21 protein-coding genes are annotated in these 24805 nt (G+C 39.1%); 10 read left to right on the forward strand and 11 right to left on the reverse strand.

The window, feature by feature from the left end; genetic code table 11:
* The first annotated feature begins 149 nt into the window (after window positions 1-149).
* From FTV17_RS13855 to FTV17_RS13865, 3 genes are all read left to right on the forward strand, one after another.
* Window positions 150-614: a hypothetical protein gene (locus FTV17_RS13855; protein ID WP_180000345.1), complete on the forward strand. Its 465-nt coding sequence runs from the start codon at window positions 150-152 to the stop codon at window positions 612-614.
* A 64-nt stretch (window positions 615-678) separates the two neighbouring features.
* Complete coding sequence (locus FTV17_RS13860; protein ID WP_180000347.1) at window positions 679-873, forward strand: hypothetical protein; 195 nt, start codon at window positions 679-681, stop codon at window positions 871-873.
* Entirely contained in the window at window positions 873-1376 is a 504-nt protein-coding gene (locus FTV17_RS13865; protein ID WP_180000349.1) for a hypothetical protein, read from the forward strand. The genes FTV17_RS13860 and FTV17_RS13865 overlap by 1 nt, the downstream gene beginning before the upstream one ends.
* Window positions 1377-1506: 130 nt before the next feature.
* On the opposite strand, the gene FTV17_RS13870 is transcribed toward FTV17_RS13865, so the two are convergent.
* Together FTV17_RS13870 and FTV17_RS13875 are read right to left on the reverse strand one after the other, a co-directional pair.
* Window positions 1507-2649, reverse strand: coding sequence for a fatty acid desaturase (locus tag FTV17_RS13870; RefSeq protein WP_373687213.1), 1143 nt, complete (start codon window positions 2647-2649; stop codon window positions 1507-1509).
* 33 nt (window positions 2650-2682) lie between these two features.
* The gene (locus FTV17_RS13875; protein ID WP_180000351.1) at window positions 2683-3705 is read right to left on the reverse strand and encodes a flavin reductase family protein; all 1023 of its coding nucleotides are present in this window, start codon (window positions 3703-3705) and stop codon (window positions 2683-2685) included.
* Between the two features lie 176 nt (window positions 3706-3881).
* Between FTV17_RS13875 and FTV17_RS13880 the strand changes: the two genes are divergently transcribed.
* Window positions 3882-4526, forward strand: a complete 645-nt coding sequence (locus tag FTV17_RS13880; RefSeq protein ID WP_180000353.1) for a TetR family transcriptional regulator — start codon at window positions 3882-3884, stop codon at window positions 4524-4526.
* A 27-nt stretch (window positions 4527-4553) separates the two neighbouring features.
* Here FTV17_RS13880 and FTV17_RS13885 read toward each other — a convergent pair whose 3' ends face one another.
* On the reverse strand, window positions 4554-5171 hold the full coding sequence (locus FTV17_RS13885; protein WP_180000355.1) for a thiol:disulfide interchange protein DsbA/DsbL: 618 nt from the start codon (window positions 5169-5171) through the stop codon (window positions 4554-4556).
* Between the two features lie 182 nt (window positions 5172-5353).
* On the opposite strand from FTV17_RS13885, the gene ubiG reads away from it, so the two are divergent.
* The 3 genes from ubiG to FTV17_RS13900 are packed head-to-tail and all read left to right on the forward strand — an operon-like array spanning window position 5354 to window position 7524.
* Window positions 5354-6070 (forward strand): bifunctional 2-polyprenyl-6-hydroxyphenol methylase/3-demethylubiquinol 3-O-methyltransferase UbiG, encoded by a 717-nt coding sequence (ubiG, locus tag FTV17_RS13890; RefSeq protein WP_180000357.1) that lies wholly within the window; start codon window positions 5354-5356, stop codon window positions 6068-6070.
* A complete protein-coding gene (locus FTV17_RS13895; RefSeq protein WP_035268813.1) occupies window positions 6067-6753 on the forward strand; it encodes an HAD family hydrolase in 687 nt (228 codons plus the stop codon). Before ubiG ends, FTV17_RS13895 begins: the two co-directional genes overlap by 4 nt.
* Window positions 6754-6777: 24 nt before the next feature.
* The gene (locus tag FTV17_RS13900) at window positions 6778-7524 is read left to right on the forward strand and encodes a YciK family oxidoreductase (RefSeq protein ID WP_035268812.1); all 747 of its coding nucleotides are present in this window, start codon (window positions 6778-6780) and stop codon (window positions 7522-7524) included.
* A 248-nt stretch (window positions 7525-7772) separates the two neighbouring features.
* Here FTV17_RS13900 and dnaJ read toward each other — a convergent pair whose 3' ends face one another.
* The 4 genes from dnaJ to FTV17_RS13920 all read right to left on the reverse strand — a co-directional run bounded on the left by dnaJ (window position 7773) and on the right by FTV17_RS13920 (window position 13742).
* Window positions 7773-8888: a molecular chaperone DnaJ gene (dnaJ, locus tag FTV17_RS13905; protein ID WP_035268804.1), complete on the reverse strand. Its 1116-nt coding sequence runs from the start codon at window positions 8886-8888 to the stop codon at window positions 7773-7775.
* A 94-nt stretch (window positions 8889-8982) separates the two neighbouring features.
* Window positions 8983-9360 carry a hypothetical protein gene (locus tag FTV17_RS13910; RefSeq protein WP_035268802.1) on the reverse strand — a complete coding sequence of 126 codons (378 nt, stop codon included), beginning with the start codon at window positions 9358-9360 and terminating at the stop codon, window positions 8983-8985.
* A gap of 135 nt (window positions 9361-9495) precedes the next feature.
* Complete coding sequence (locus tag FTV17_RS13915; RefSeq protein ID WP_180000359.1) at window positions 9496-12630, reverse strand: efflux RND transporter permease subunit; 3135 nt, start codon at window positions 12628-12630, stop codon at window positions 9496-9498.
* Window positions 12627-13742 carry an efflux RND transporter periplasmic adaptor subunit gene (locus FTV17_RS13920; RefSeq protein ID WP_035268798.1) on the reverse strand — a complete coding sequence of 372 codons (1116 nt, stop codon included), beginning with the start codon at window positions 13740-13742 and terminating at the stop codon, window positions 12627-12629. The genes FTV17_RS13915 and FTV17_RS13920 overlap by 4 nt, the downstream gene beginning before the upstream one ends.
* A gap of 142 nt (window positions 13743-13884) precedes the next feature.
* Here FTV17_RS13920 and FTV17_RS13925 point away from each other — a divergent pair, with 142 nt between their 5' ends.
* The 3 genes from FTV17_RS13925 to FTV17_RS13935 all read left to right on the forward strand — a co-directional run bounded on the left by FTV17_RS13925 (window position 13885) and on the right by FTV17_RS13935 (window position 18908).
* Window positions 13885-14502, forward strand: a complete 618-nt coding sequence (locus FTV17_RS13925) for a TetR/AcrR family transcriptional regulator (protein WP_180000361.1) — start codon at window positions 13885-13887, stop codon at window positions 14500-14502.
* A gap of 116 nt (window positions 14503-14618) precedes the next feature.
* Complete coding sequence (gene ppc, locus FTV17_RS13930) at window positions 14619-17309, forward strand: phosphoenolpyruvate carboxylase (protein ID WP_180000362.1); 2691 nt, start codon at window positions 14619-14621, stop codon at window positions 17307-17309.
* Window positions 17310-17612: 303 nt separating this feature from the next.
* Window positions 17613-18908: a solute carrier family 23 protein gene (locus FTV17_RS13935; RefSeq protein ID WP_180000364.1), complete on the forward strand. Its 1296-nt coding sequence runs from the start codon at window positions 17613-17615 to the stop codon at window positions 18906-18908.
* Window positions 18909-18977: 69 nt separating this feature from the next.
* Here FTV17_RS13935 and FTV17_RS13940 read toward each other — a convergent pair whose 3' ends face one another.
* From FTV17_RS13940 to ilvD, 4 genes are all read right to left on the reverse strand, one after another.
* Entirely contained in the window at window positions 18978-20669 is a 1692-nt protein-coding gene (locus FTV17_RS13940; RefSeq protein ID WP_180000367.1) for a bifunctional diguanylate cyclase/phosphodiesterase, read from the reverse strand.
* A 171-nt stretch (window positions 20670-20840) separates the two neighbouring features.
* Window positions 20841-21164 carry a chorismate mutase gene (locus FTV17_RS13945; protein ID WP_218945409.1) on the reverse strand — a complete coding sequence of 108 codons (324 nt, stop codon included), beginning with the start codon at window positions 21162-21164 and terminating at the stop codon, window positions 20841-20843.
* Window positions 21121-22443 carry a hypothetical protein gene (locus FTV17_RS13950; RefSeq protein WP_180000369.1) on the reverse strand — a complete coding sequence of 441 codons (1323 nt, stop codon included), beginning with the start codon at window positions 22441-22443 and terminating at the stop codon, window positions 21121-21123. The genes FTV17_RS13945 and FTV17_RS13950 overlap by 44 nt, the downstream gene beginning before the upstream one ends.
* Before the next feature lie 258 nt (window positions 22444-22701).
* Window positions 22702-24531 (reverse strand): dihydroxy-acid dehydratase, encoded by a 1830-nt coding sequence (gene ilvD / locus FTV17_RS13955; RefSeq protein WP_180000371.1) that lies wholly within the window; start codon window positions 24529-24531, stop codon window positions 22702-22704.
* Between the last annotated feature and the right edge of the window lie 274 nt (window positions 24532-24805).

Genomic DNA, 24805 nt, shown 5'->3' on the forward strand with positions numbered 1-24805 from the left:
GTGGTTAGGGCAAATTGTAGGTTTTATCTCTTTCACAGACTAAAAGTCTTAGGTCTATTACAAACTCTACAATTTGCATATAGTGGAAGCTAATCACTACAAGCTCCAAGATACAAGATCTAATATATCGTGGTGATCCTAAAAATGTTATGTATGAAAAATTTAAAAATTATAGTCTTATATTTTTTGTAAGTTTAATTTCTGGATGTACAAATCCAGCTAATTATCAGGATGATATCAAAAATGCAAATATAGGCGCTAGAAGCATGATATATCTAGATTATTTAGTATATAAAAATGCTATAAATTCTGATTTAACGCCTATTACGCAAGCGTTATTACAATCAACTATCCAAAAGGTAGCAGTCATAAAAGGTTTTGAAAAGACATCGGGTGATAAATATGAAATTGAAGAGCAAATGAGTATTGCTGAGGTCAATCAGATGTGTTGGATGGGAAACTTTCTACTAGAATATAAGAAAAATCTTCCTAAAGAAATTGATTACAGTGATATTTACTCGTGGATTGAGACAAAACAGTTAAAGTGGAAAGAAAAGCTAAATAAGATATATGGTAATGAAAAAATTCAGGATGACTGTCGTGATATAAAATAAATTTTATTATATCTTTAATCAGAAAGGATCTCTAATCATTCAGCTTACGCCAACTGGCTATGGTATGTTTTCAAAAGCAGAATATGTCGGTAAAGCCGGGCAAATTCTAAAAAATGGTGGTCCTTTTATGATTAGTGAAAGATTGTATACGATGATTTTTGGAAAAAGATGGAATAAACAAGCTCATAGTTTTGCTGTTTCAGAAGGCTACAGAACTCCTAGAAAAGAAGAATTTGAAAAATTTGATGGAACGTATTAATGAAAAAGATCTTCTCTCTATTAATTTGCTCTCTGCTTCTTTCTTCTTGCTCTAATGCTAAAAAAAATACAATTGATGAAGACGAGTTAGATAAACAAATAGTACAAACAAAAATTATGGCTATTTCAAGTAGTTTAGAAAGTGCAAGCTTTGTTTATAGAGCTGCATATAAAAATTCAGAAAACCCTTCGGAAGTTAACGATCACTTATATTTATATGCTTTGAGTGAAATTGAATCACTTTTTAATACTTATGATATGGGGGGGTTAGACTATAAGAAAGACATTACAAGTTACAGGTTAATATCGGGGGATGCTATTGATTCAATGTGTATTATTAATAAATTTTTGAAAAAATATCAGAATCATTTGGAAAGAAAAGAATTAGCAAAACGATATGATACAACTTTGAATAAAACTTTTGTGTTGCAAAGTGAATATTTAAATCTTTTAAAAAATGATCCAGATTTAATTAATGGATCTCAATGTTTAAAGTTAAATTAATATATTTTACCTTATGCGTCATTAAAAGCCCAATTCTCACCAATTGGGCTTTTTTTGATTCTTCACGTTCCATGCTTAAAATTTTAATTAATGTTTCACGTCTTTAATGAATTAAACTAAATAGTGGTACTCAAGCAAATATTCCTCTTAGTTTTCTTATAGATTGAGAAATTTTAGCTGTTTTATCATTTGGTAAAGAACATTTAGCTAAACGAACCCAAACGCTCCAGAATTGTTTCATAAAGTTTGCTTCATTATAGTGAATGCCATATTCCTCACATAACGCTTTAATTTTTGGCGCAGCTTCTGCATAGCGATTTGCAGGCATATCAGGGAATAAATGATGCTCGATTTGATGACTCAAATTACCACTCAAAATATGCAGCCATGATGTTCCGGTAAAGTTACTTGAACCTCGAATTTGACGTAAATACCATTCTGCTCGCGTTTCGTTTTCGGTATTATCCATCTCAAATGTTTCTGCATCTTCAGTAAAATGACCATTAAAAATCACTGCAGATGACCATAAACTTCGAATCACATTTGCAACTGCATTGCCTACGAAGACAGGAAGCGCATTTGGACCAGCGATAATCGGGAAAAAGACATAATCTTTCACCACCTGACGTCGTACTTTTTTTCTTAATTTTTCAGCATCTTTCCAGACTTGTTTCCAAGATTTGGTTTTATAAACAAGCGCGTCTTCCAAGTGTAGGTTTTGAACACCGACATACCATTCGAAAAATACCATCAATTGAATCGCTAAGGGAATATTTAATAAAAATCTTGGTTCCCACGGTTGAGATGCTGAAACACGAAGTAGACCATAACCTACATCATGATCGATCCCTACAATATTGGTATATGTATGATGTACATAGTTATGAGTATATTTCCAGTCATCGCCTGTTGAGATGGTGTCCCAGTCATATGTCGCACCGTTTAAACTAGGATCATTCAACCAGTCAAATTGACCATGCATCACATTATGTCCAAGCTCCATATTCTCAACAATTTTGGACACACCCAGTAATCCTGTACCCACCAACCAAACAGGTGGAATCCAACCACCAAACATCAGCAATGCACGTGAGCCAATCTCGCTATAGCGAACAAAGTTGCGAATCTTATAAATATATTTGGCATCTTGCTCACCCAAATCATTCATAATACTGAGTCGAATCTGCTCAACGCGTTGTCCAAATGCTTCAATTTGTTCAGCGGTCAGATGTTTAGATTTTGATTGCCATGTTGTATTAAGTGACATATTCATTATTTTTCTCCAGTCTTATACGATACCGTTAAATTACAAATTAATCACAACAGGGCTTACTGCCTGACTAATACATAATTTAATTTGTCGATTTGGCTCATGTTCAATTTCACCTGTGAGCATATTTTTAGTAGCGCCACTAACTTTGTTACAGACACACGCATTACAAATACCCATTCGGCATCCATGAGCGGGTCTTAATCCAGCCTCTTCAGCACTCACCAACAAACTTTTTTGAGCTTCAAACGATTTCTGACTGCGGATAAACGTGACAGATTGTTTTTCAATTTCTTCATCTACACGGATTTGAAAAAACTCTTGTTTGAGCTGATTGCTGATCCCCTCTTCATGACAAATTTGATTTACAGCTTGCATCATCGAAGTTGCACCGCATGCATAAATCTGTGCTTGCCTAAAACTTGGCATTAACTTCTCTAATAACGCCAATGTCAGATATTGTTTATGTTGGCGTGTATTAAAATAGTGATAATTAAAATGATCATGTTTTGAAGCGAGCTGTTGTAGTTTCACGTGGAACGCGTCATCTCGACAGAAATAAATCAAATAGATAGGTACAGATAATGTGTTTAAAGCCTTCGTAAGCAATGCATAAATGGCGGTAATGCCACTCCCCGACGCCAATAACACAATTGGCTGTTGAGTCGGCTCAAGCGTAAACTCACCTTGCGCTTTAGAAATTTCCACGACAGAACCTATCTCCAATTGACTTAAACAATTTGACACTAATCCTTGAGCTCGGACAGCAATCACCAGATTGCCTGTCGCAGAAATTTCCACAATCGAATAACTACGTTGTAGATGCACGCCTGCAATTACGACTGTCACTAAAACACTTTGCCCTGCCTCAATCTGTTGAAAATCGAAATTGTGATTTGGACATAAATGAATCTCATAGAAATCGTGACTAAGTGCCTGACGACTCACGAGCGATGCTTTGACTTTTTTCCAAGCCAAAGTGGGATGTATTTTTTCAGCGATAAAATCGACGAAATCTTCTCGAATCCATTCAGGACGATATGACAGATAACTACTCATCTCAAACGTTCCTCTTTTGTATTTTAATTTAATTGAGTGAACAAGTGTTCTAATAGTGAACATGTGTACACTATATTGATTTTAAAATTGAGTCAACACATGTTCACTGACATTCGTCGTTTAATTTTTATATTTTTTTGATAGACTCATCTCGACTTCACTTCTCAGGTTTTAAGATGTCTATACGCGATGAACGTAAACAACAAAGTCGTCAGGCTTTACTAGATGCCGCTTTGCGCTTAAGCACATCTGGCCGTTCATTTAGTAGTATTAGTCTGCGTGAAGTTGCACGTGAGGTTGGTTTGGTCCCAACAGCCTTTTATCGACATTTTCAAGATATGGATGAATTAGGCCAAGAGCTGGTCGATCAAGTCGCGTTATATTTGAAAACCGTACTTCATCAGCTCGGTCAAGGTTTAGCCCACCCTGATGCTAAAGCCGAAACCAGCATGGAACTTTTTTTTGAAGCCATCGATTTAAATACCCAACCTTGGATTTTTATGATCGCAGAGCGCTGGGGTGGCTCTGAAGTAGTAAGACGTGCGATTGCTCGTGAAATTGAGTTTCTAAATTCTGATTTGGCCAATGACCTACAAAAATTCGAAATCGTACAAAATTTTCATCAAGCTGATGATCTAAAAATGTTGTCGAATATTTTAATTAATTTATGTTTCACATGGGCAATGTCTTGGATTAGCTTAGGTCGTCAATATTCAGGTATGGAGCTTGAATTACAAAAATTAGTACTCAAAAAACAGTCCATTACCCAAATACGATTAATCTTTAAAGGGATTTTGAATTGGAATACTACTGAGGCATAAAAAAACCCGCTCAATGCGGGTTTTTTATTATTTAGCTTTGCGCTCTTTATCCAATAGATAATCAACCACTTGTAACACGCGGCCATTATCACCTTGTACGACATACTTCCCATTTACTACAACAGCTGGCACACCCGTCAATTGATATTGTTGCGCTAATTTATTTGCTTGAGAGACTTTGGCAGTAATTGCGAAAGAATTATATAAACTATTGAATTTCGCTTCTGGGATACCATACTTCGTAAAGAATTGCGCTTGTGATTTTTGGTCAAAAATCTGCTGACCTTTGTCATGGATCGCGTGGAATAAAGGCAAATGGGTACGTTTACGAACACCAAGTGCTTCAGAAACGTAGTAGCCACGTGCATTCTGTTCCCATACTTTGTTCATTGCAGCAGGTGTACGGACAAAATTCACATCTTTTGGAATTTTACGTAACCAAGATTGCATATGAGGCTCTAAAGTAAAGCAATGACCACAGCCATACCAAAAGAATTCACGTACTTCCAATTTACCAGCGACATCAACCTTTCCTGGGTTTTGCACGACCGTATAATCTTTGCCTTCAACAAAGTTCGCCATTGCACCTGTTGAAAGTGCCATCAGCACCGCAGCGGCAACGCCACTAAAAACCACCTTTTTCATTAAGTTTTTATCCTCTAAATCATTCTGATTAGCATATGGTTTCACTATAAAACAAATATGAGAAAATCGTTTTGATTCTGTGAACTTTTTTACAAGATTTATCGCTTTTTTTGGAATTAGCGATACACTAAGATCTGATATAAATTTTACCCATTAAAACGAACTTTGCTAAGGTGGCTGTAATGACTCAACTGAATGTTGACCCACAAGAAATTGCTAAATTTGAAGCACTTGCTGCGGTATGGTGGGATCAACACTCTGAGTTTCGCCCTCTCCATCAAATCAATCCATTACGATTGAATTGGATTGATGAACATGCAGGTGGTCTTAGTGGCAAGAAAGTACTAGATGTTGGCTGTGGCGGCGGCATTTTAGCTGAAAGTATGGCACGCCGTGGTGCCGATGTCCTCGGTATCGATATGGGCGCAGCACCATTAAATGTCGCACGTCTGCATGCAGAACAAGAAAATGTCACCAATATCGAATATCGTCAAATTCCAGTTGAGCATTTGGCTGAAGAACAAGCTGGTCAATACGATGTCGTAACTTGTATGGAAATGTTAGAACACGTACCAGATCCAGCATCAATCATTCAAGCATGCCAAAAACTGGTGAAACCAAACGGTCATGTGTTCTTCTCCACGATTAACCGTAATCCAAAATCATATTTATTTGCGATTATCGGTGCAGAGTATGTATTACGTCTTTTGAAAAAAGGAACTCATGACTATCATAAATTTATTAAACCTTCTGAATTAGCACATGATATTCGTAACGCAGGTTTAAAACTTAAAGATATGACAGGCTTACATTACAATCCATTAACTAAACATTATTGGTTAGCCCCAAATGTTGATGTGAACTATATGGTTTACACGCATAATGAGGTGAATGAATGAAGGCCGTACTTTTCGACCTAGATGGAACTTTAATTGATACTGCTGCGGATTTTATTCGTATTATTCAAGCAATGTGTCGTGAAGAAGGTCGAGAGATCGTAGATGCAGCCCTGATCCGAACTCAGGTCTCCGAGGGGGCTCGGGCGATGGTGAAATTGGTTTATCCTGAATTACAGGTTGATGATCCTATTTTCCTTGCACATCGTCAGCGCTTTCTAGATATCTATGGTGCTGATATTGCTGTGGATACAGACCTTTTTGCAGGAATGTATCCTTTAATCGAGGACTTGGAACAACGTGATATTCCATGGGGAATTGTGACAAACAAACCTCGTTGGCTGAGTGAGGCACTACTTCAAGCTTTAAACTTAACTGAACGTTGTGCCGTTCTCGTATGCCCAGAAGATGTTAAGCACACTAAACCTGACCCAGAACCGATGTATCTCGCTGCTCAACAAATTAATGTTCCAGCTGAACAATGCATTTATGTTGGTGATCATCCACGTGATATTGATGCAGGTCGAAGCGCAAATATGTACACGATTTTGGCTGCTTACGGATATTTACCATTAGAACACAAAGATGACTTAGATTCTTGGCAGGCAGATTGTATAGTGAATGATGTACAAGAATTACATCAACACTTAATTGAATTGATCGAATCTCACCAAAAAACAGCTTAATTAGAACAATGAAGGAGGTCGCACATGAAATATTCAGAATATCAACCTCGCCCAGATTTATTGAAAGATAAAGTAATTTTAATTACGGGTGCAGGTGATGGCATTGGACGCGCAGCAGCGTTGAGCTATGCTTTACATGGTGCGACCGTCGTTCTTCATGGTAGAACGCTGAACAAGTTAGAAGTGATCTATGACGAAATTGAAAGTTTAGGTGCTCCTCAACCTGCAATTTTGCCACTGCAACTTTCTACTGCAACAGCATATGATTACGAACGTCTTGTGGAAACGCTTGACCAACAATTTGGTCGTTTAGATGGGATTTTGCACAATGCTGGGATTTTAGGCGAGCGCGTTGAATTGGCCCACTACCCTGCTGAAGTGTGGGATGATGTAATGGCTGTAAATTTAAGAGCACCTTTTGTTCTTACCCAACATTTACTTCCATTATTAGAAAAATCTCAAAATGCCTCTGTTGTTTTTGCAAGCTCAGGTGTCGGTCGTGAAGCACGTGCGAAATGGGGCGCATACTCAGTTTCAAAAATTGCCATTGAAGCGGTCAGTCAAATTTTTGCTAAAGAAAATGTCTATCCAAACATTCGCTACAACTGCATTAATCCAGGTGCAACACGAACAGCTATGCGTGCTAAAGCATATCCTGATGAAGATCCGAAAGTATTGGCAACGCCTGAACAAATCATGCCAGCTTATTTATATTTAATGGGCGAAGACAGTATAGGGATGAATGGTCAGAGTATTGATGCTCAGGATTAGTTTTTTCAAAATTACATGATGAGGATCTTCAGATCCTCTTTTTTTAAATTATAGTTCCAACAAAACCCATTAAAAATTTACCTTTTGATTTTGAAAGCTTAAATAAATAAGTCTCAACAACTTTTGAATACATCCATAAACTAAGAAATTGTCTAATGGTAGTATCACTTACCCTGCTTTAAGCGTCTTAAGTATTTATAACTCAATAAAAAACCCGACAATAATGTCGGGCTTTTATTTCATTCTGATCAGTCAAATAAACGATCGAAGAATGATTTCTTTTTAGGTGAAGATTTACTGTCCGCACCATCTAAAGATTCTTGTAACTCTTTTAAAAGTTCACGTTGACGTGCAGTTAAGTTGACTGGTGTTTCAATAACGATACGGCAAAGTAAATCACCTTGCATACTTGTGCGTACTGGTTTTACACCCTTGCCACGTAGACGGAACATTTTACCTGTTTGTGTTCCCTCAGGTACTTTCAAGTTCACACGACCATCAAGGGTTGGAATCTCAATTTCTTTACCCAGTGCAGCATCAGCGATACTAATCGGCACATCCATATACAAGTCCGCGCCATCACGTTGGAAGATTTCATGTTCACGAACATTAACTTCTACGTATAGATCACCTGATTGACCATCACGAATCGCTTCACCTTTTCCAGTTAAACGAACGCGATCGCCATTATCTACGCCTGCAGGAATGGTAACCTCAAGTGTCTGTTGACGATCTTTAACACCTGAACCATGACAAGTGCCACAAGGATTTTTAATAATCTTACCTTGTCCGCGACAAGTGCTACACGTTTGCTGAACTGAGAAGAAACCTTGTTGCATACGGACCTGGCCAGCCCCGTGACAAGTTTTACAGGTTTCAACATCATTCGGGTTTTTAGAACCTTTACCATCACACACTTCACATGGTGCTGGCGCAGTAAAAGTGATTGTTTTCTTTACGCCACGTACAGCTTCTTCTAAGCTGAGCTCAAGCACATAACGTAAGTCTGAACCACGTCTTTGACGCTGTTGGCGACCGCCGCCACCAAACGCACCACCGAAAATGTCACCAAACTGACTAAAAATGTCTTCAGCGCTAAAACCGCCACCGAAACCACCGCCACCGCCACCGAAGCCGCCTTCAAACGCATTATGTCCCATGCGGTCATACATGCTGCGTTTTTCACTATCAGATAAAACTTCATAAGCTTCAGCAGCTTCTTTGAATTTTTCTTCTGCTTCAGCATTATCAGGGTTACGGTCTGGATGATATTTCATCGCCAACTTACGGTAGGCTTTTTTAATCTCATCATCACTAGCTGTTTTAGAAACCCCTAAAACCTCATAATAATCACGTTTAGCCATGTCTGGCGATGCTCCACAAAAAAATTTGATATGACTTCTCTGCGGAATATGTTGGGGTCATATTCCGAGATTACAAGTAAATTAAATCATTATTTTAAAAAGCGGCTTTTTTCTGGAGATATTTCACTAAGCCTTTAAGCCATGCATTTAGGAGAAATAGCCATGCAATTGTGGTAAAAATGACACCAATCACCGTACACCCTTTCACCCATAACACACTATCCCAATAGATAAAGCAGGCAGGAATAAACCAAAGAGCAGCAAATGCGGCCATCATCATGAATAGCACAACATTTCGTGCAATCCATAATGCTTGAGCATGGATCCAGACTTCAGCGTCTTGCGCTTGAGCCACTTTTTGCGCTAAAAAATAGGCGATTGCAGCACTGATACCAGTGAACAATGCAAGAAACATGAATACATAAGACATCGTAATTAATCGACGATGTCTTGTTAAATTGTCTCGCCCCATGGATGCTTTTTTATACCTCAACCGAGTGCACATTCAGTTTTTTTATGTACCCAGCCCACTGTGTTATTTTGTGTTAAAAACTAGGGACTACTATATTGAATTTTTCAATGGTTCGCACCTAGTATTCACATAAAACTACGCGGTTTTTGACTCTTTTTTCACTTTAAACCACGCCGCATAGAGTGCTGGTAGGAAGAACAGCGTTAATAGCGTTGCGATAATGAGTCCACCCATAATTGCTACTGCCATTGGACCAAAGAAGATACTGCGTGAAAGCGGAATCATCGCCAACACAGCAGCCAATGCAGTCAAAATAATTGGACGGGCACGGCGTACTGTCGCTTCTAAAATCGCTTCCCATTGAGAATGACCCGCTTTGATATCTTGCTCAATCTGATCAATCAAGATAAGCGAATTACGCATAATCATTCCAGATAAAGCAATGGTACCTAGCATCGCCACAAATCCGAAAGGCTTATTGAATATCAACAGGAACAATACCACGCCAATTAAACCCAAAGGCGCGGTCAAGAAAACAATAAACGAACGTGAAATACTCTTGAGCTGAATCATGAGCAAGGTAAAGACCACGGCCAAAAATAACGGCATGCCAGCATTTACTGACGTTTGTCCACGTGCAGACTCCTCCACAGTGCCCCCCACTTCTACAAGATAACCACTTGGAAGTTCGGCACGAATTTTCTCAATAGATTCAGTTAATTCACCAACCACAGTGGCAGGTTGGAGTTTAGTCCGAATATCTGCGCGCACAGTAATCGTCGGTAAGCGATTACGATGCCAAATCAGACCATCTTCAAACTTATATTGGATATTCGCAATCTGTGCCAATGGAACTGTTGCCCCCTGACTCGTCGGTACAGCGAGACTTTGTAACGATGCCACATCAACACGTTCCGCTTGATCGCCACGTAAACGAATATCAATCAACTCCCGTTTCTCACGATACTGATTAATCGCAGACCCTGTTATTGAGCTATTTAAGAAATTCGCCAAATCTAAGCTAGATACGCCTAACTGACGCGCACGATCTTGATCAATTTCAAGTGAAATAATTTTACTCGGCTCACCCCAATCTAAATGAACATTGGCGGTATTTGGATTTTCACTGATTGCTTGTGACACTAATTGTGCTCGTTGGCGAACAGTATTTAAATCTTCACCAGAAACACGGTATTGAATTGGATAACCGACTGGTGGCCCATTTTCCAATAGCGATACACGTGTCCGTACTTCAGGCAATAACTTACTAATTTCTTCACTCAGATTCTTTCTAATCTCATCTCGCTCATCTAATGAGGAAGCCAAAACCACAAATTGTGCAAAACTCGCCTGAGGTAATTGTTGATCAAGCGGTAAATAGAATCGTGGAGAACCTGTACCAACATAAGCGACGTAATTATCGATCCCTTTTTGAGTCGACAAGAATTTTTCTACTTTTTTAACCGCATTTTCTGTCGCTGTTAGAGAAGCACCTTCCTCTAGTTTTAGATCCACTAAAATTTCAGCACGGTTTGATGGTGGGAAAAATTGTTGTGGAACAAGTTTGAACATCAAAATTGATAAGACAAATATTGCAACCGTCGCAGCAATGACGGTTTTACGATAAGTAATACATAACTCAACCCAAGATCTAAATTTTTGATACGTCTTGGTTTGATATGGATCGTGATGCTCACCATGGTGTTGAACGACGGGTTGTGGCTCGGGTTGTTGACGTAATCTTGCCCATAAGCGTTGATACCACGGGGCTTTCTGATTCATTTGATTAAAATCAGGCAGTAATTTGTCACCTAAATAAGGAACAAACAGTACCGCTGCAAACCATGACACCACCAAAGCAATGGTTACAACTTGGAAAATTGAACGAGTATATTCACCTGTGCTCGACGCAGCAGTGGCAATCGGCAAGAATCCAGCTGCAGTGATCAGCGTCCCCGTTAACATTGGAAATGCGGTCGACTTCCAAGCAAAACCTGCCGCTTTTAATCTGCTATATCCTTGTTCCATTTTAATGGCCATCATTTCAACTGCAATGATGGCGTCATCGACCAAAAGTCCAAGTGCTAAGATTAATGCGCCTAAAGAAATCTTGTGCAGTCCAACATCAAAGAAATTCATGCCTGCGAACGTCATTGCCAAGACCAAGGGAATAGAGAAAGCGACCACTAATCCTGTACGGAAACCTAAAGAGAAGAAGCTGACCAATAAGACAATAATCACGGCCTCTGCGAGCACTTTGATAAATTCGTGAATACTGCGTTGCACCGCTACAGGCTGATCTGAAACTTTTTTCAGTTCCATCCCTAAAGGTAAAGTTTGTTGTAGATCGTTGAAGGTCTTTTCTAGGTTTTTCCCTAGCGCAATGATATCACCCCCCTTACGCATAGACACCGCAATACCAATACCATTTTTACCCATAAAGCGCATACGCGGTTGAGCTGGCTCACTAAAGCCACGGTAAACTTCAGCTACATCACCCAATTGAATGGTCTTATCTCCAACCAGTAATGGCATGTTCTTGAGATCTTCGACTGATTTCAAATGTCCGCTGACACGCACTTGAATACGATCTGAGCCTGTTTCAAAGAAACCTGCGCTCGCCATGGTATTTTGTTTTTGTAGTGCTTCTTGAATTGCGGATACTGGAATGCCTAATTGAGCAGTTTTCGTATTTGAAATTTCTATCCAAATTTTTTGATCTTGCAAGCCGACTAAATCAACTTTCCCGACATCTTGCACACGTTGTAGTTGCAGCTGTAAGCGATCGGCATATTCCTTCATCACGGCATAATCAAAATCATCACCCGTTAAGACATAAATATTCCCAAAGGTGTCACCAAATTCATCGTTAAAGAATGGACCTTGAACACCGCTAGGAAGTTGGTGTTTGATATCTCCAATTTTTTTTCTAACCTGATACCAAACATTTGGTAACTCATGGGAACGCAACGAATCTTTGGCAATAAAGGTCACCATTGATTCACCAGGACGAGAATAGGCTGCAATACGATCATAGAGCCCCGTACTCATTAATTCTTTTTCAATGCGATCAGTTACTTGTAATGAAACTTCTTCCGCTGTCGCACCTGGCCAATAGGTTTGAACCACCATTACTTTGAAACTAAATGGAGGGTCTTCACTTTGTGATAGTTTTGAGTAGGAATAAACACCCAATATTCCCATCAAAATCATGAAATAAAGGATCAGTCCCTTATTTTTTAACGCCCATTCTGACAAGTTAAAGTTCATATTTTCGCTCCAACTTGTCCTGCTTTCACATTTACTGCACGGTTTTGACGGTCAATCGGATTAATTTTTTGTTTATCTCGCAGTAAGTGTACACCGCCAACCACGATCCAATCAGAAGCTTTTAAACCTTGGGTCACAGGTACCGTATCACGACCATAAGCACCTATTTGAACATTCACCTTACGGATACTGTGATCTGGATTCACAACCCATACATAAGGCTGATCTTCTGTTGCAGATACACTGGTCAAAGGAACATTAATCACATTTGAACTGGTATTTGAAAAAAATACTCGCGCACTTTGTCCAAGTTGAATTGCTGAACGCCCTTCGGTCAAAGCAACTTTGACACTAAATGTTCTAGATTGGTCGGCAGCAGGTGAAATTTCACGTACATATGCGGCGAAACGCTCCTCTGGTTTTGACCATAGCGTAACCCAAGCTTTTTGACCTGTTTTAATTTCTGATACTGCTTGTTCTGGCACACCAATCACCACTTCACGATCACCATCTATCGCCAGTTGATATGCTGCCTGCCCTGCTGCGATCACTTGACCAACTTCAATACTACGCTCAGTGATGACGCCATTTTTATTGGCAATGAGTTGGTTATATCCCGTCTGATTACTACTCACTGCATAATTTGATTGTGCTTGTTTTAAATTTGACATGGCCGATTTATATTGATTTTCTACGGCATCATATTGCGAACGACTCACCGCATTAATAGGTAATAATTGCTTAAAGCGTTTGTATTCTTCTTCGGCAATTTTGGCTGCAGATTGCGCGCTTTCTAACTGAGCTTTTGAAGCATTTAACTGCAGTTGAGCATCTTTCACATCTAATTTTGCTAAGACTTGCCCGACTTTGACTCGATCCCCAACATCAACATAGCGTTCAGTAATTTGTCCTCCAACACGGAAAGCCAATGCCGTTTGCTGTCTCGCCTGAACTTCTCCTGCATAACTTTTCAGTTCATCTTGGGAAGTATTCGGCTGGGCAACCATCACAAATGGAATTTGTTCCTCTGTGGGTTTATCCTTACTACACGCGGTAAGTATCACGCTACAAATGAGCATTAAACTGTATGTGGCAAATTTTTGAGGACTCATGTGCACTGCTCTTATGTCAATTTTTAGGCAAATCAAATTAGGGATATTAATTTGATTATTTTTTAATTAATATACCGCATGGTACAGTAATTAAAAATCATTTTTCAAGGTATGACCTAAACTGTTTTTTTTGGATTTTTTTGTGCAAATGAATATTGGACGTCCTAAGGATTTAGTTAAAAAGAAACAAATATTAGAGGCAGCTAAACGTTTGTTTCTAAAACAGGGCTTTCATGGTTCAAGCATGAATCAAATTGCCAAAGAAGCTGGCGTGACTAAACTGACGGTGTATAACCATTTTCAAGATAAAGAATCGTTATTTACTTATGCAATTGCAGAAACGTGCGAAGAATCAATCAATGCTCGGCGAATCCAATTACACCCTGAATCCAATTTTTTAGAAGACTTCTATCAGGTATGTAGTTTAGCGCTGCAAATTGTCAATCTTCCTGAAGCCATTAAGCTTGAGCATTTATTATTAGAATTGGCAGCAGAGCAAAACCCTTTGGCTGAACCTTTTTATAATGCATCTCATAAGCGGTTATTTATGGTTTGGACTGATTTTTTTGCTCAAGCGATTGAGCACGGATTTATCCAGAAAGATGATGCTGAAAAGCAAACACATTTGCTCCTTTCTTTACTCTTAGGGCATCGACATCATGAAGTATTGTTAGGTGTTCGTCCGATTCCCAGTGAAGCAGAATGTGATGAAATTATTCATCAAGCCATCGAATTATTTATGCTGAAATACAAAAAATAGCTCTCTCCATACTTAAATGGCGTATTTTTCACCTAATTTTCTTTAAATTATTTTGCAATCGCTTGGCATGTCATGAATAAGCGGTATAGTCAAAAGAACAAGAAAAGGAGAAAAAAATGATTCAACAAATTGATGCTCCATTACGTGAAGACGTACGCTTACTCGGTAATCTTTTAGGAGAGACTTTAAAAGAACAAGCTGGACAAGATTTGTTTAATCAAGTTGAACAAATTCGTGCGCTCGCGAAAGGTGCACGTGATGGTGATAGCGAAGCTGAAAAACAATTAGAAAGTTTATTTTTAAGTTTAAAAGATGATGAGATTCTTCCACTGACACGCGCTTTTTCACACTTTCTGAACTTTGCCAATATTGCAGAACAATATCATGTGGTACGTAGCCGTCGCCAAAATGAGTTTGATGAAAACGGCGCTGCAGCAAATGTCCTTATTCCCCTTTTTGAAAAATTTCAACAACAGCTGATTTCAGCGGAAACCCTTTATCAACAAATTTGTGAGCTAAATATTGAGCTTGTACTCACCGCACATCCTACGGAAGTTAGTCGTCGCACCTTGATCCAAAAATATGATGGGATCAACGAGTGTTTATCTAAGTTTGATCAGCAAAAGCTGACCCCTAAACAGCGCGCTCAAATTCTTTTTGAATTAAAACAATTGGTCTGTTCAGCATGGCAAACCGATGAAATTCGCCAACATCGTCCAACCCCAATTGATGAAGCAAAATGGGGTTTTACTACCATTGAGCAAACTTTATGGAACGCTATTCCTAAGTTTGTCCGTGAATTGAATCAATTGGTTCAAGAGCATTGTTCTCAAGCTTTACCTTTGGATATTGCACCTGTACGGTTTGCATCTTGGATGGGTGGTGACCGCGATGGAAACCCAAATGTTACACACAAAGTGACTCAAGAGGTTTTATGGTTATCTCGATGGAAAGCCGCAGACCTCTACCTCCGCGATATTGAAGATTTACGTTGGGAGCTTTCTGTTCAGTCGTGCAGTGATGAACTAAAGACAGCATTAGGTCAGCCTCATCCAGAGCCTTATCGTGAATATTTAAGAACAACTCGTGAACGCTTAAAAATTACAAGAGAATGGCTCACTGCAAAATTACAAGGTCAACATTCTGATGTGGATCGTAGCCAGATTATTCATCATAAAGATGAACTGTTGCAGCCATTATTGTTATGTTATCGCTCATTAGTCGATTCAAACCTTTCCGGTATTGCTCAAGGAAAGTTACTCGATTTTATTTATCGCGTGAATTGTTTCGGTATTGAGTTATTAAAACTAGATATTCGCCAAGAGTCAGGTCGTCATCGTCAAGCAATTTCAGCGATTACTGAGTATCTTGGACTTGGCAATTTTGAGACATGGACTGAACAAGCCCGTCAAAACTTCTTATTACAAGAACTGCAAAGCAAACGCCCTTTACTTCCTAAGCATCTTAATGAATCTGCTCAAAGTCTTATTGAGCATCCTGATGTTCAAGAAGTATTCGCTACCATGCGAACTTTGGCAGAACAACCTGCTGAAAGTCTAGGTGCTTATATTATTTCAATGGCGGAATATCCAAGTGACGTTTTGGCGGTTCTATTACTCCAAAAAGAAGCAGGTATTAAGCAACCTCTGCGTGTAGTTCCATTATTTGAAACGTTAAAAGATTTAGATGGCGCAGCTTCGACCATGAATACTTTATTCAGTATGCATTGGTACAAACAACATATTCAAAACAAGCACGAGGTCATGATTGGTTACTCTGACTCAGCAAAAGATGCAGGTTTCATGTCTGCGAATTGGGCTCAGTACCGTGCACAAGAAGAGTTAACAGCTATTGCCAAACAACATGGTATACAACTCACTTTGTTCCATGGTCGTGGTGGCTCAATTAGTCGTGGTGGTGCTCCAACCCAACAAGCACTATTTTCACAACCACCTGGCTCAATCTCAGGTGCAATCCGTGTGACCGAACAAGGCGAAATGATCCGATTCAAATTTGGATTAGAAGAAATCGCACTGCAAAATTTAGAAATTTATACCGCAGCTACCCTAGAAGCGACTTTACTCCCACCACCAGAACCCAAGGCAGCATGGCGCGAGTTGATGCACAAGATGACGGAACTCTCTGTGAATGTTTACCGTCAAACAGTTCGCGAAAACCCTCATTTTGTCCAATACTTAAGAACCGTGACGCCAGAGCTTGAATTACAGATGCTACCTTTGGGTTCAAGACCAGCGAAACGAAAAATCAGCGGTGGTATTGAATCCTTACGTGCAATTCCATGGGTATTTGCATGGACTCAAATTCGATTAATGCTTCCAGCATGGTTAGGTACTGGTGCAGCCATCAATCAAGTCATTTCAGAAGGTCACAAAGCTGAGCTAGATGAAATGTTAGAACAATGGCCTTATTTCCAAACTTTAATTGATATGTTGGAAATGGTGCTATCTAAATCAGATAGCAATGTCGCATTGTATTATGAATCTCATCTCACCCAAGATGAAAATCTTAAAGTATTGGGTGCGGAACTACGCCAACGCTTACATGACGCAGTACAAACTTTATTGGCGATGAAAGGTGAATCTAAATTACTCAGTTCTAATGAAGTTCTTGATCAAGCCATGAAGATTCGTAAACCGTACCTCCTTCCATTACACCTGTTACAAGCAGAACTCATGAAAAGACGTCGCGAATATTTAGCTGAACGAACTGTCGAACAAACTGAAGTTGACCATGCATTAATGGTAAGTATTGCAGGTATTGCTGCTGGATTACGTAATACAGGTTGATTTCACGACTGTCTATGCTCAAGCACCTTTATGGGCTTGAGCAATTTAGAGACTTTATTCTAATTTTCAGTAGCGACAACAGAGCACCTATAAATTTTTTACTCAATATGGATATAGATTTTTTTGATATAGCTGAGTCGCAATAGGCTGATTTTACTTTATTTTTAAAACATAAATTTTTTACCAATGGGTAAAAATTTAATAAAAGTCAGACCATTAGTTTTAATAATTTTGCAAGAAACAGATGATTTCTCATAAAACAGGCGTATGATGTGCACAATTTAACTATTGAGTGCTCACTTTATGACCAGTTGGTTTCCTAAATGGCGTCCCTTTACGGATGATATCGATACGCGTCCTGTTGGCACGACCGAATATTTACCTCCTGCGCAAAGTGTAGTTCTTGGCATTCAACATGCATTTGCCATGTTTGGTGCGACAGTTTTAGCACCATTATTAATGGGTTTTGATCCTAATCTTGCCATATTAATGTCAGGGATTTGTACCCTGTTATTTTTCCTCATCACTGGCGGTCAAGTGCCCAGTTATTTAGGCTCAAGCTTTGCTTTTATTGGTGTAGTCATCGCGGCAACGGGCTATGCCGGTGCTGGAGCAAATGCGAATATTGCATTAGCTGCTGGGGGAATTATTGCCTGTGGTGTACTTTATGCCTTAATTGGTTTTCTGGTGATGGCAACAGGTACTCGATGGATTGAAAAGCTCATGCCTCCTGTCGTAACAGGTTCTGTGGTCATGATCATCGGTCTGCATCTTGCACCGGTAACGGTAAAAAGTGTCGCGGGTAATCCATTTAATATGTGGATGGCATTGATTACTGTCATGTGTATGGCTTCAATTGCAGTATTCACCAAAGGGATGCTACAACGCCTACTTTTACTTGTGGGTTTGGTGCTGTCTTATATCGTATACTTTGTTATTACGAATATCATGGGTTACGGTACTCCAATTAACTTCACGCCGATTACCCAAGCTGCATGGTTTGGTCTGCCTAACTTTCATGCTCCTGAGTTCAGTACGAACGCGATGCTCATCATTGCTCCTGTAGCTTTAATTTTAGTGGCTGAAAACTTAGGTCACATCAAAGCAGTCTCTGCCATGACTGGTGAAAATCTAGACCCACATATTGGTAAAGCGTTTGTCGCCGATGGTGTTGCAACATCATTAGCCGGTGGTGTAGGTGCTCCAGGCATGACCACTTATGGGGAAAATATTGGCGTGATGGCTGTGACACGTGTCTATTCCACGATTATTTTTGCCATCGCAGGTGTATTCGCAATTTTCCTTGGCTTATCACCAAAATTTGGTGCAATTATTCAAACCATTCCAACTGCGATTCTTGCAGGTGCATCAATTGTGGTGTTTGGTTTAATTACCATAGCTGGTGCTAAAATTTGGATCGAACATCGTGTCGATTTCTCTAAAAATAAAAACCTCATGATTGCTGCGATCACGCTGATCTTAGGTACTGGTGACTTTGCGCTTCAATTTGGTAGCTTTAATTTAGGTGGTATTGGAACGGCTACTTTTGCTGCATTATTCCTGAATTGGTTCTTTAGCTTAGGTGAAAAGTCTAACTAAAAACCTATCGCATATAAAAAAAGAGAGCTTAATGCTCTCTTTTTTAATTTTTTATTCTATTTGAGTATCTTAAGATCTTTTTTCAATCGGTTGAGGTCGACCAAAATAATAGCCTTGAAACGTATTACAGCCATTTTCTTTCAGAACTTGGAACTGCTCTTCAGTTTCTACACCCTCTGCCACCACATTCAGATCGAGAATCTGTGCTAAATCAATAATCGTTTTCACAATAGCAATATCACGTGGATTACCGACAATATTTTCTACAAATGAACGATCAATTTTGAGTTGATCCAGTGGAAGCATTTTGAGGTAATTCAATGAAGAATATCCTGTTCCAAAATCATCCATAGAGAATCTTAATCCACGCTCGATGAGCTTTTTCATTTTCTCAATTGAGTTATGCATATCGGTATAGAACATGCTTTCAGTGAGTTCTAAACGTAATAATGTTGGATCAATTCCTGCTTCATCAATAATCCGAAGCACATTTTTATCAAAGTCAGTCTTACGGAATTGTTCAACACTAATATTGACTGAAATCGTCCAGTTTGAAGATTCTGGGTATTGGCTCCAATCTTTTAACTGTTGGCATGCTAATACTAAAACACGATTACCAACATCATGTATGAGATCAGTTTTCTCCACTTCTTCAATAAATCGACCTGGTAAAATCAAACCGTGTTCAGGATGACTCCAACGTAGCAAGGCCTCATACCCAATCACTTCCTCTTCACGATTTACTAAAATCTGATAATAAAGTTGGAACTCATCTCGTAATAAAGCTAATCTTAAATCATTTAATAAAGCAGCTTTAGCAATAACACTTTGTTCCATTTCAGGATCAAAAACACATATGCAGTTTTTACCATTTTCTTTAGCTTGATACAGCGCCATGTCGGCGTACTTAAGCAACTCATTTTTTGGCAATTTTGAATTACGGAAAATAAAAATTCCGATACTAGAGCTGGTATGGATTTTATTATCCTTTAATACGAAAGGCTCATTTAATGCAGCACGAACTTTATCAGCGGTTTGCATCACTGCTTGATTAGCAATCGTTTCATCTGGATCTAAATCTGAAAGAATAATTAAAAACTCGTCTCCACCAAGACGGACAATTGCATTCTGCTGTGCCACACACTCCATAAGGCGCACCGAGACCATTTTGAGTAGGTCATCTCCACGATCGTGTCCTAACGTGTCATTAATATTTTTGAAGTTATCCAAATCCAACATCATGAGTGCACTATGTGTACCATTTTGTTTACATGATTCAATCACCTCCAACATGCGTTCTTGCATAAAACGGCGGTTAGGCAATCCCGTTAATTCATCATGTAATGCCATATAACGTGCATGGTCTTCGGAATTTTTTAGCTGTGTGATATCAGTTCGAATGGAGATATAGTTTTGTAAAACGCCATTATTATCTTTAAGCGGCACAATCGTGGTTTCAACCCAATATAAAGAACCATTTTTAGCTCGGTTACAAATTTCGCCTTTCCAAATTTCTCCACTCGAAATGGCTTTCCACATATATTTAAAAAAACTTCTCGGGTGATAGCCTGAATTAATAATTTTATGTGTTGATCCGACCAGCTCTTCATAAGAATACTGTGAGATATTACAAAACTTCTCATTGACATGAGTAATGACGCCACGTGCATCTGTTATAGCTACAATTGAATGTGCATCAATGGCTACTTTATAGTTTTCAAGATCCTTGACTATTTTTTCTAATTGTAACTGGGTATCCATAGCGCCTTCGACCGTCAGTCTAAAAAGTGATGTATCCAAATGTTAACTTAATATTATTTTTTGTAACACTAAGCTTTGTTGAACCAGTTCACAAATCGGCTATATATTTTGTAAATTTCAATGAATAAAAGAGGAAACTAAGTTCCTCATTCTTATTAAGAATTCCGACTATTATGGTCGTATTTCTTTTAACTCTCTTTGAATAAAGTGTTGAATCATCTCTCGATATATTTTTTCCATGAGTAATGGATCCACACCATTCTTTGTAGCCAATTCACGTATTTTTTCAATCACTATTTCAACACGTTCAGGTGACTGTACATCTTGAATAGTTCGTTTAAAACGAACTGCCTGATCTACATAATATTGGCGTAAACCAATTAATTCTGTTATGGCTTGATCAATTGAATCTATTTGTGTTCGAGCTTGCTGAAGGGTTTCGCATTTTTCTTTATTGATTTTCAATTGATTCGGTATCCCTGAGTTCAGATTCATTTTCACTTTTGTACTTTTGTTCTAACACATTACTGAAAATACTTTCAATCATCCATACACGATATAAGCTATTAAACACATAACTCTTTCCATCGATACGAAGCTCAAGCACTGGTAAATCAGGTTGTGATTTCATCTCACAGAGTAATTGATTTTCTTCCAGCTTTTGACTGATCGACTCTTCAGTGAGCGTCGTGATGTTCAAGCTCTCTTTCAAGGCTTGAATATGAGGTCGATGCGATAGATCTTTACCTTTACTCCAAACAGCCTGCAAGATTTCATACATTGCATCAAGACGTTGATCCTCAGGCACACTGTAAAACAATCGTGCTATTTCATATGTCGCCTGCTGAGTCGGACGGCAAAACGGCGTAAATTTTACTTCTGTTCGTTTAGATAAACGCGTTGCCAAACTCCAATCAAATAAATCTCGTCCTTGATATTGCAATGGATAAACGGTAAGTTGGATATCGTAATAATCGGCAAGTTCCTCTTTAATATAAGCTAATAATAACCAAGAGATCGGATCTTCTAATGCAATATAGAGGTCCAACTCAGGATTCATCGCCTGAATCTCAGATAATTCTTCAGCATCATTCATTAGGTGTTCCCGCCACTCAATATGATTGATGAGAAAAATAGGATTACCGGTCAAGAGTCTTTGTTGTTTTAAACGGCGGGTCAATCTTAATAAATCATCTACTGCATGATACCGACGATTACCGAGCTCAAAAAAGCTTGCTAAAACTGGCGTGTGATCAAAAGTTCGCTCAGCGATTTGTTGTTCTTTTCGATGTCGACTGGCCATGACATACAAAGTACGTAATTTTCCATACTGCTGTTGCCACAACATATGGAAGACATCTTCCAATAAATAGAGAAAATTTTCACCTGTTAATGGGGTATTTCGTAAAATCGTTTCTGCCTGTTGAATCGCTTCAGCACTTGGTATTTCAGGCTTTTCATTATCGAATCCGAAACGATGCTGGTACGCTAAAATTTGGGCATCACGTAGACTGTAATCTTGCCACTCTTCAGGACTCATATCATTTGGAGCTTCAGCAGCAGTATCTGAGATAACAATTTTTAACGGCTTAATTTCATCTTTTAAAATGTCATTTAATTGTGCCAATTGCTGGACTGCAAGATAACTATACACATCATCTAAACGAAGATAGATCGTTAAACCCTGCTCAGTTGACAAGACCTCTTGACGATTTGGTTTCTGATAAAACCAACTCGATCGTAGCGGATCAAACCAACGGCGTAACAATGACATGAGATGTGCCTCAGATGATTTTACTGGTAAATTATGTGCTCAAAGTATCGAATTCATCGCTTTTTCTAAAACTAAAAAAGTTTGAACGCGAGCAAAACTTATATCAAGACAAAGAGAATTGATCAATATTTATGACCTTTCTATCAAATATTGTCATTAATGTAATTGACGCTTTCAGATGAAATTCAAACTTTTCGTGATTAAAAAAGCATCCCGAAGGATGCTTTTGAATCATGATTGATCTAGTTTATAAGCAGATTAGATATCGCGTACCGCACCTTTTGCAGCACTTGTTGCATGCATTGCATACGCTTTCAGTGCTTTAGATACTTTACGTGGACGCTCTTTCGCAGGTTTCCAACCTTTAGCTTCTTGCACTTCACGGCGCGCTGCCAATACATCATCAGCAACTGCTAAGTGAATCGTACGGTTTGGAATATCAATTTCGATACGGTCGCCATCTTCAACTAATGCAATTGCACCGCCTTCAGCCGCTTCTGGAGACACGTGACCAATTGAAAGACCTGATGAACCACCCGAGAAACGACCATCTGTAACAAGCGCGCAGTCTTTACCCAAACCTTTTGATTTTAAGTAGCTTGTTGGATACAGCATTTCTTGCATACCCGGACCACCTTGTGGACCTTCGTAACGGATCAGAACTACATCACCTGCTACGATCTTGCCGCCCAAGATTGCTTCAACTGCATCATCTTGGCTTTCAAATACGCGTGCTGTACCGTTAAATTTCAAAATTGAGTCATCTACACCAGCCGTTTTTACGATACAGCCATCAAGTGCGATGTTACCGTAAAGGACTGCTAAACCGCCGTCTTTAGAGAAAGCATGTTCTGCATTACGGATCACGCCATTTTCACGGTCGCCATCAAGACGTGTGTAGTAACGGTCTTGTGAGAATGCTGTTTGTGTTGGTACACCGCCCGGTGCTGATTTAAAGAAGTTATATACCTCTTCATTTTCAGTACGAATAATGTCCCACTTATCTAAAGCATCTTTTAAAGTTTTTTCATGTACCGTTGGTACAGAAGTATCTAACAAACCTGCTCGGTCTAGTTCGCCAAGGATCGACATGATACCGCCTGCACGGTGGACATCTTCCATGTGAACATTTTTAACCGCAGGTGCAACTTTACACAGTACTGGTACTTTACGTGATAAACGATCGATATCGTCCATGGTAAAATCAACTTCTGCTTCATGCGCAGCCGCTAATAAGTGAAGTACTGTATTGGTAGAACCACCCATCGCGATATCTAAAGTCATGGCATTTTCATACGCAGCTTTAGGGGCAATGTTGCGAGGTAATACGCTGTAATCGTTTTGTTCGTAATGGCGTTTTGTGATTTCAACAATCAACTGACCCGCACGCTCAAATAATTTTTTACGGTTGGCATGCGTTGCAAGTGTTGAGCCATTACCTGGTAAAGATAAGCCTAATGCTTCTGTCAAACAGTTCATTGAGTTTGCAGTAAACATCCCTGAACATGAACCACAAGTTGGACATGCAGAACGTTCGTATGCTTTTACTTCTTCATCTGTGTAGTTGTCATCTGCAGCAACAATCATGGCATCCACAAGGTCAATCGCTTGTTCACCACCACGAATTTGGACTTTACCAGCTTCCATTGGACCGCCTGAAACAAACACAACAGGAATGTTTAAGCGCATTGCCGCCATCAACATCCCTGGTGTGATTTTGTCGCAGTTCGAGATACACACCATTGCATCTGCACAGTGTGCATTGACCATGTATTCGACTGAATCAGCAATCAAGTCACGCGATGGTAATGAATACAACATTCCGTCGTGACCCATTGCAATACCGTCGTCTACTGCGATTGTATTAAATTCTTTAGCTACACCACCCGCTTGTTCAATCTGACGTGCAACAAGCTGACCTAAGTCTTTAAGATGCACATGACCCGGTACGAATTGTGTGAATGAGTTGACTACTGCAATAATTGGTTTGCCAAAATCTTCGTCTTTCATTCCAGTTGCACGCCATAAGCCACGTGCACCCGCCATATTTCTTCCGTGTGTTGATGTTTTCGAACGATAGTCAGGCATTTTTATTTCCAACTTAAGCTGAGCTCGATGAATATGTATTCAATCTGGCTAAATGATACTGAAATATAAGGCTAAATCAGTTGAACCTTACTTCTATTATGACAGCTTTCTGATTAACAGTTAACCATTGCTTGCAATTGTTCGTATAGGTCTGATTTGCCCTCAACGATCTAAATCGATGTAAGAGATGTGATCTACTATAAACCCTTATCTAAAATCGTAATACAAAACTTTCATGAATCTTTTTTTAAAAATACATAAATTTTATTAATCA

This window comes from Acinetobacter sp. YH12239, from assembly GCF_013417635.1.
Classification (GTDB): Bacteria; Pseudomonadota; Gammaproteobacteria; order Pseudomonadales; family Moraxellaceae; genus Acinetobacter.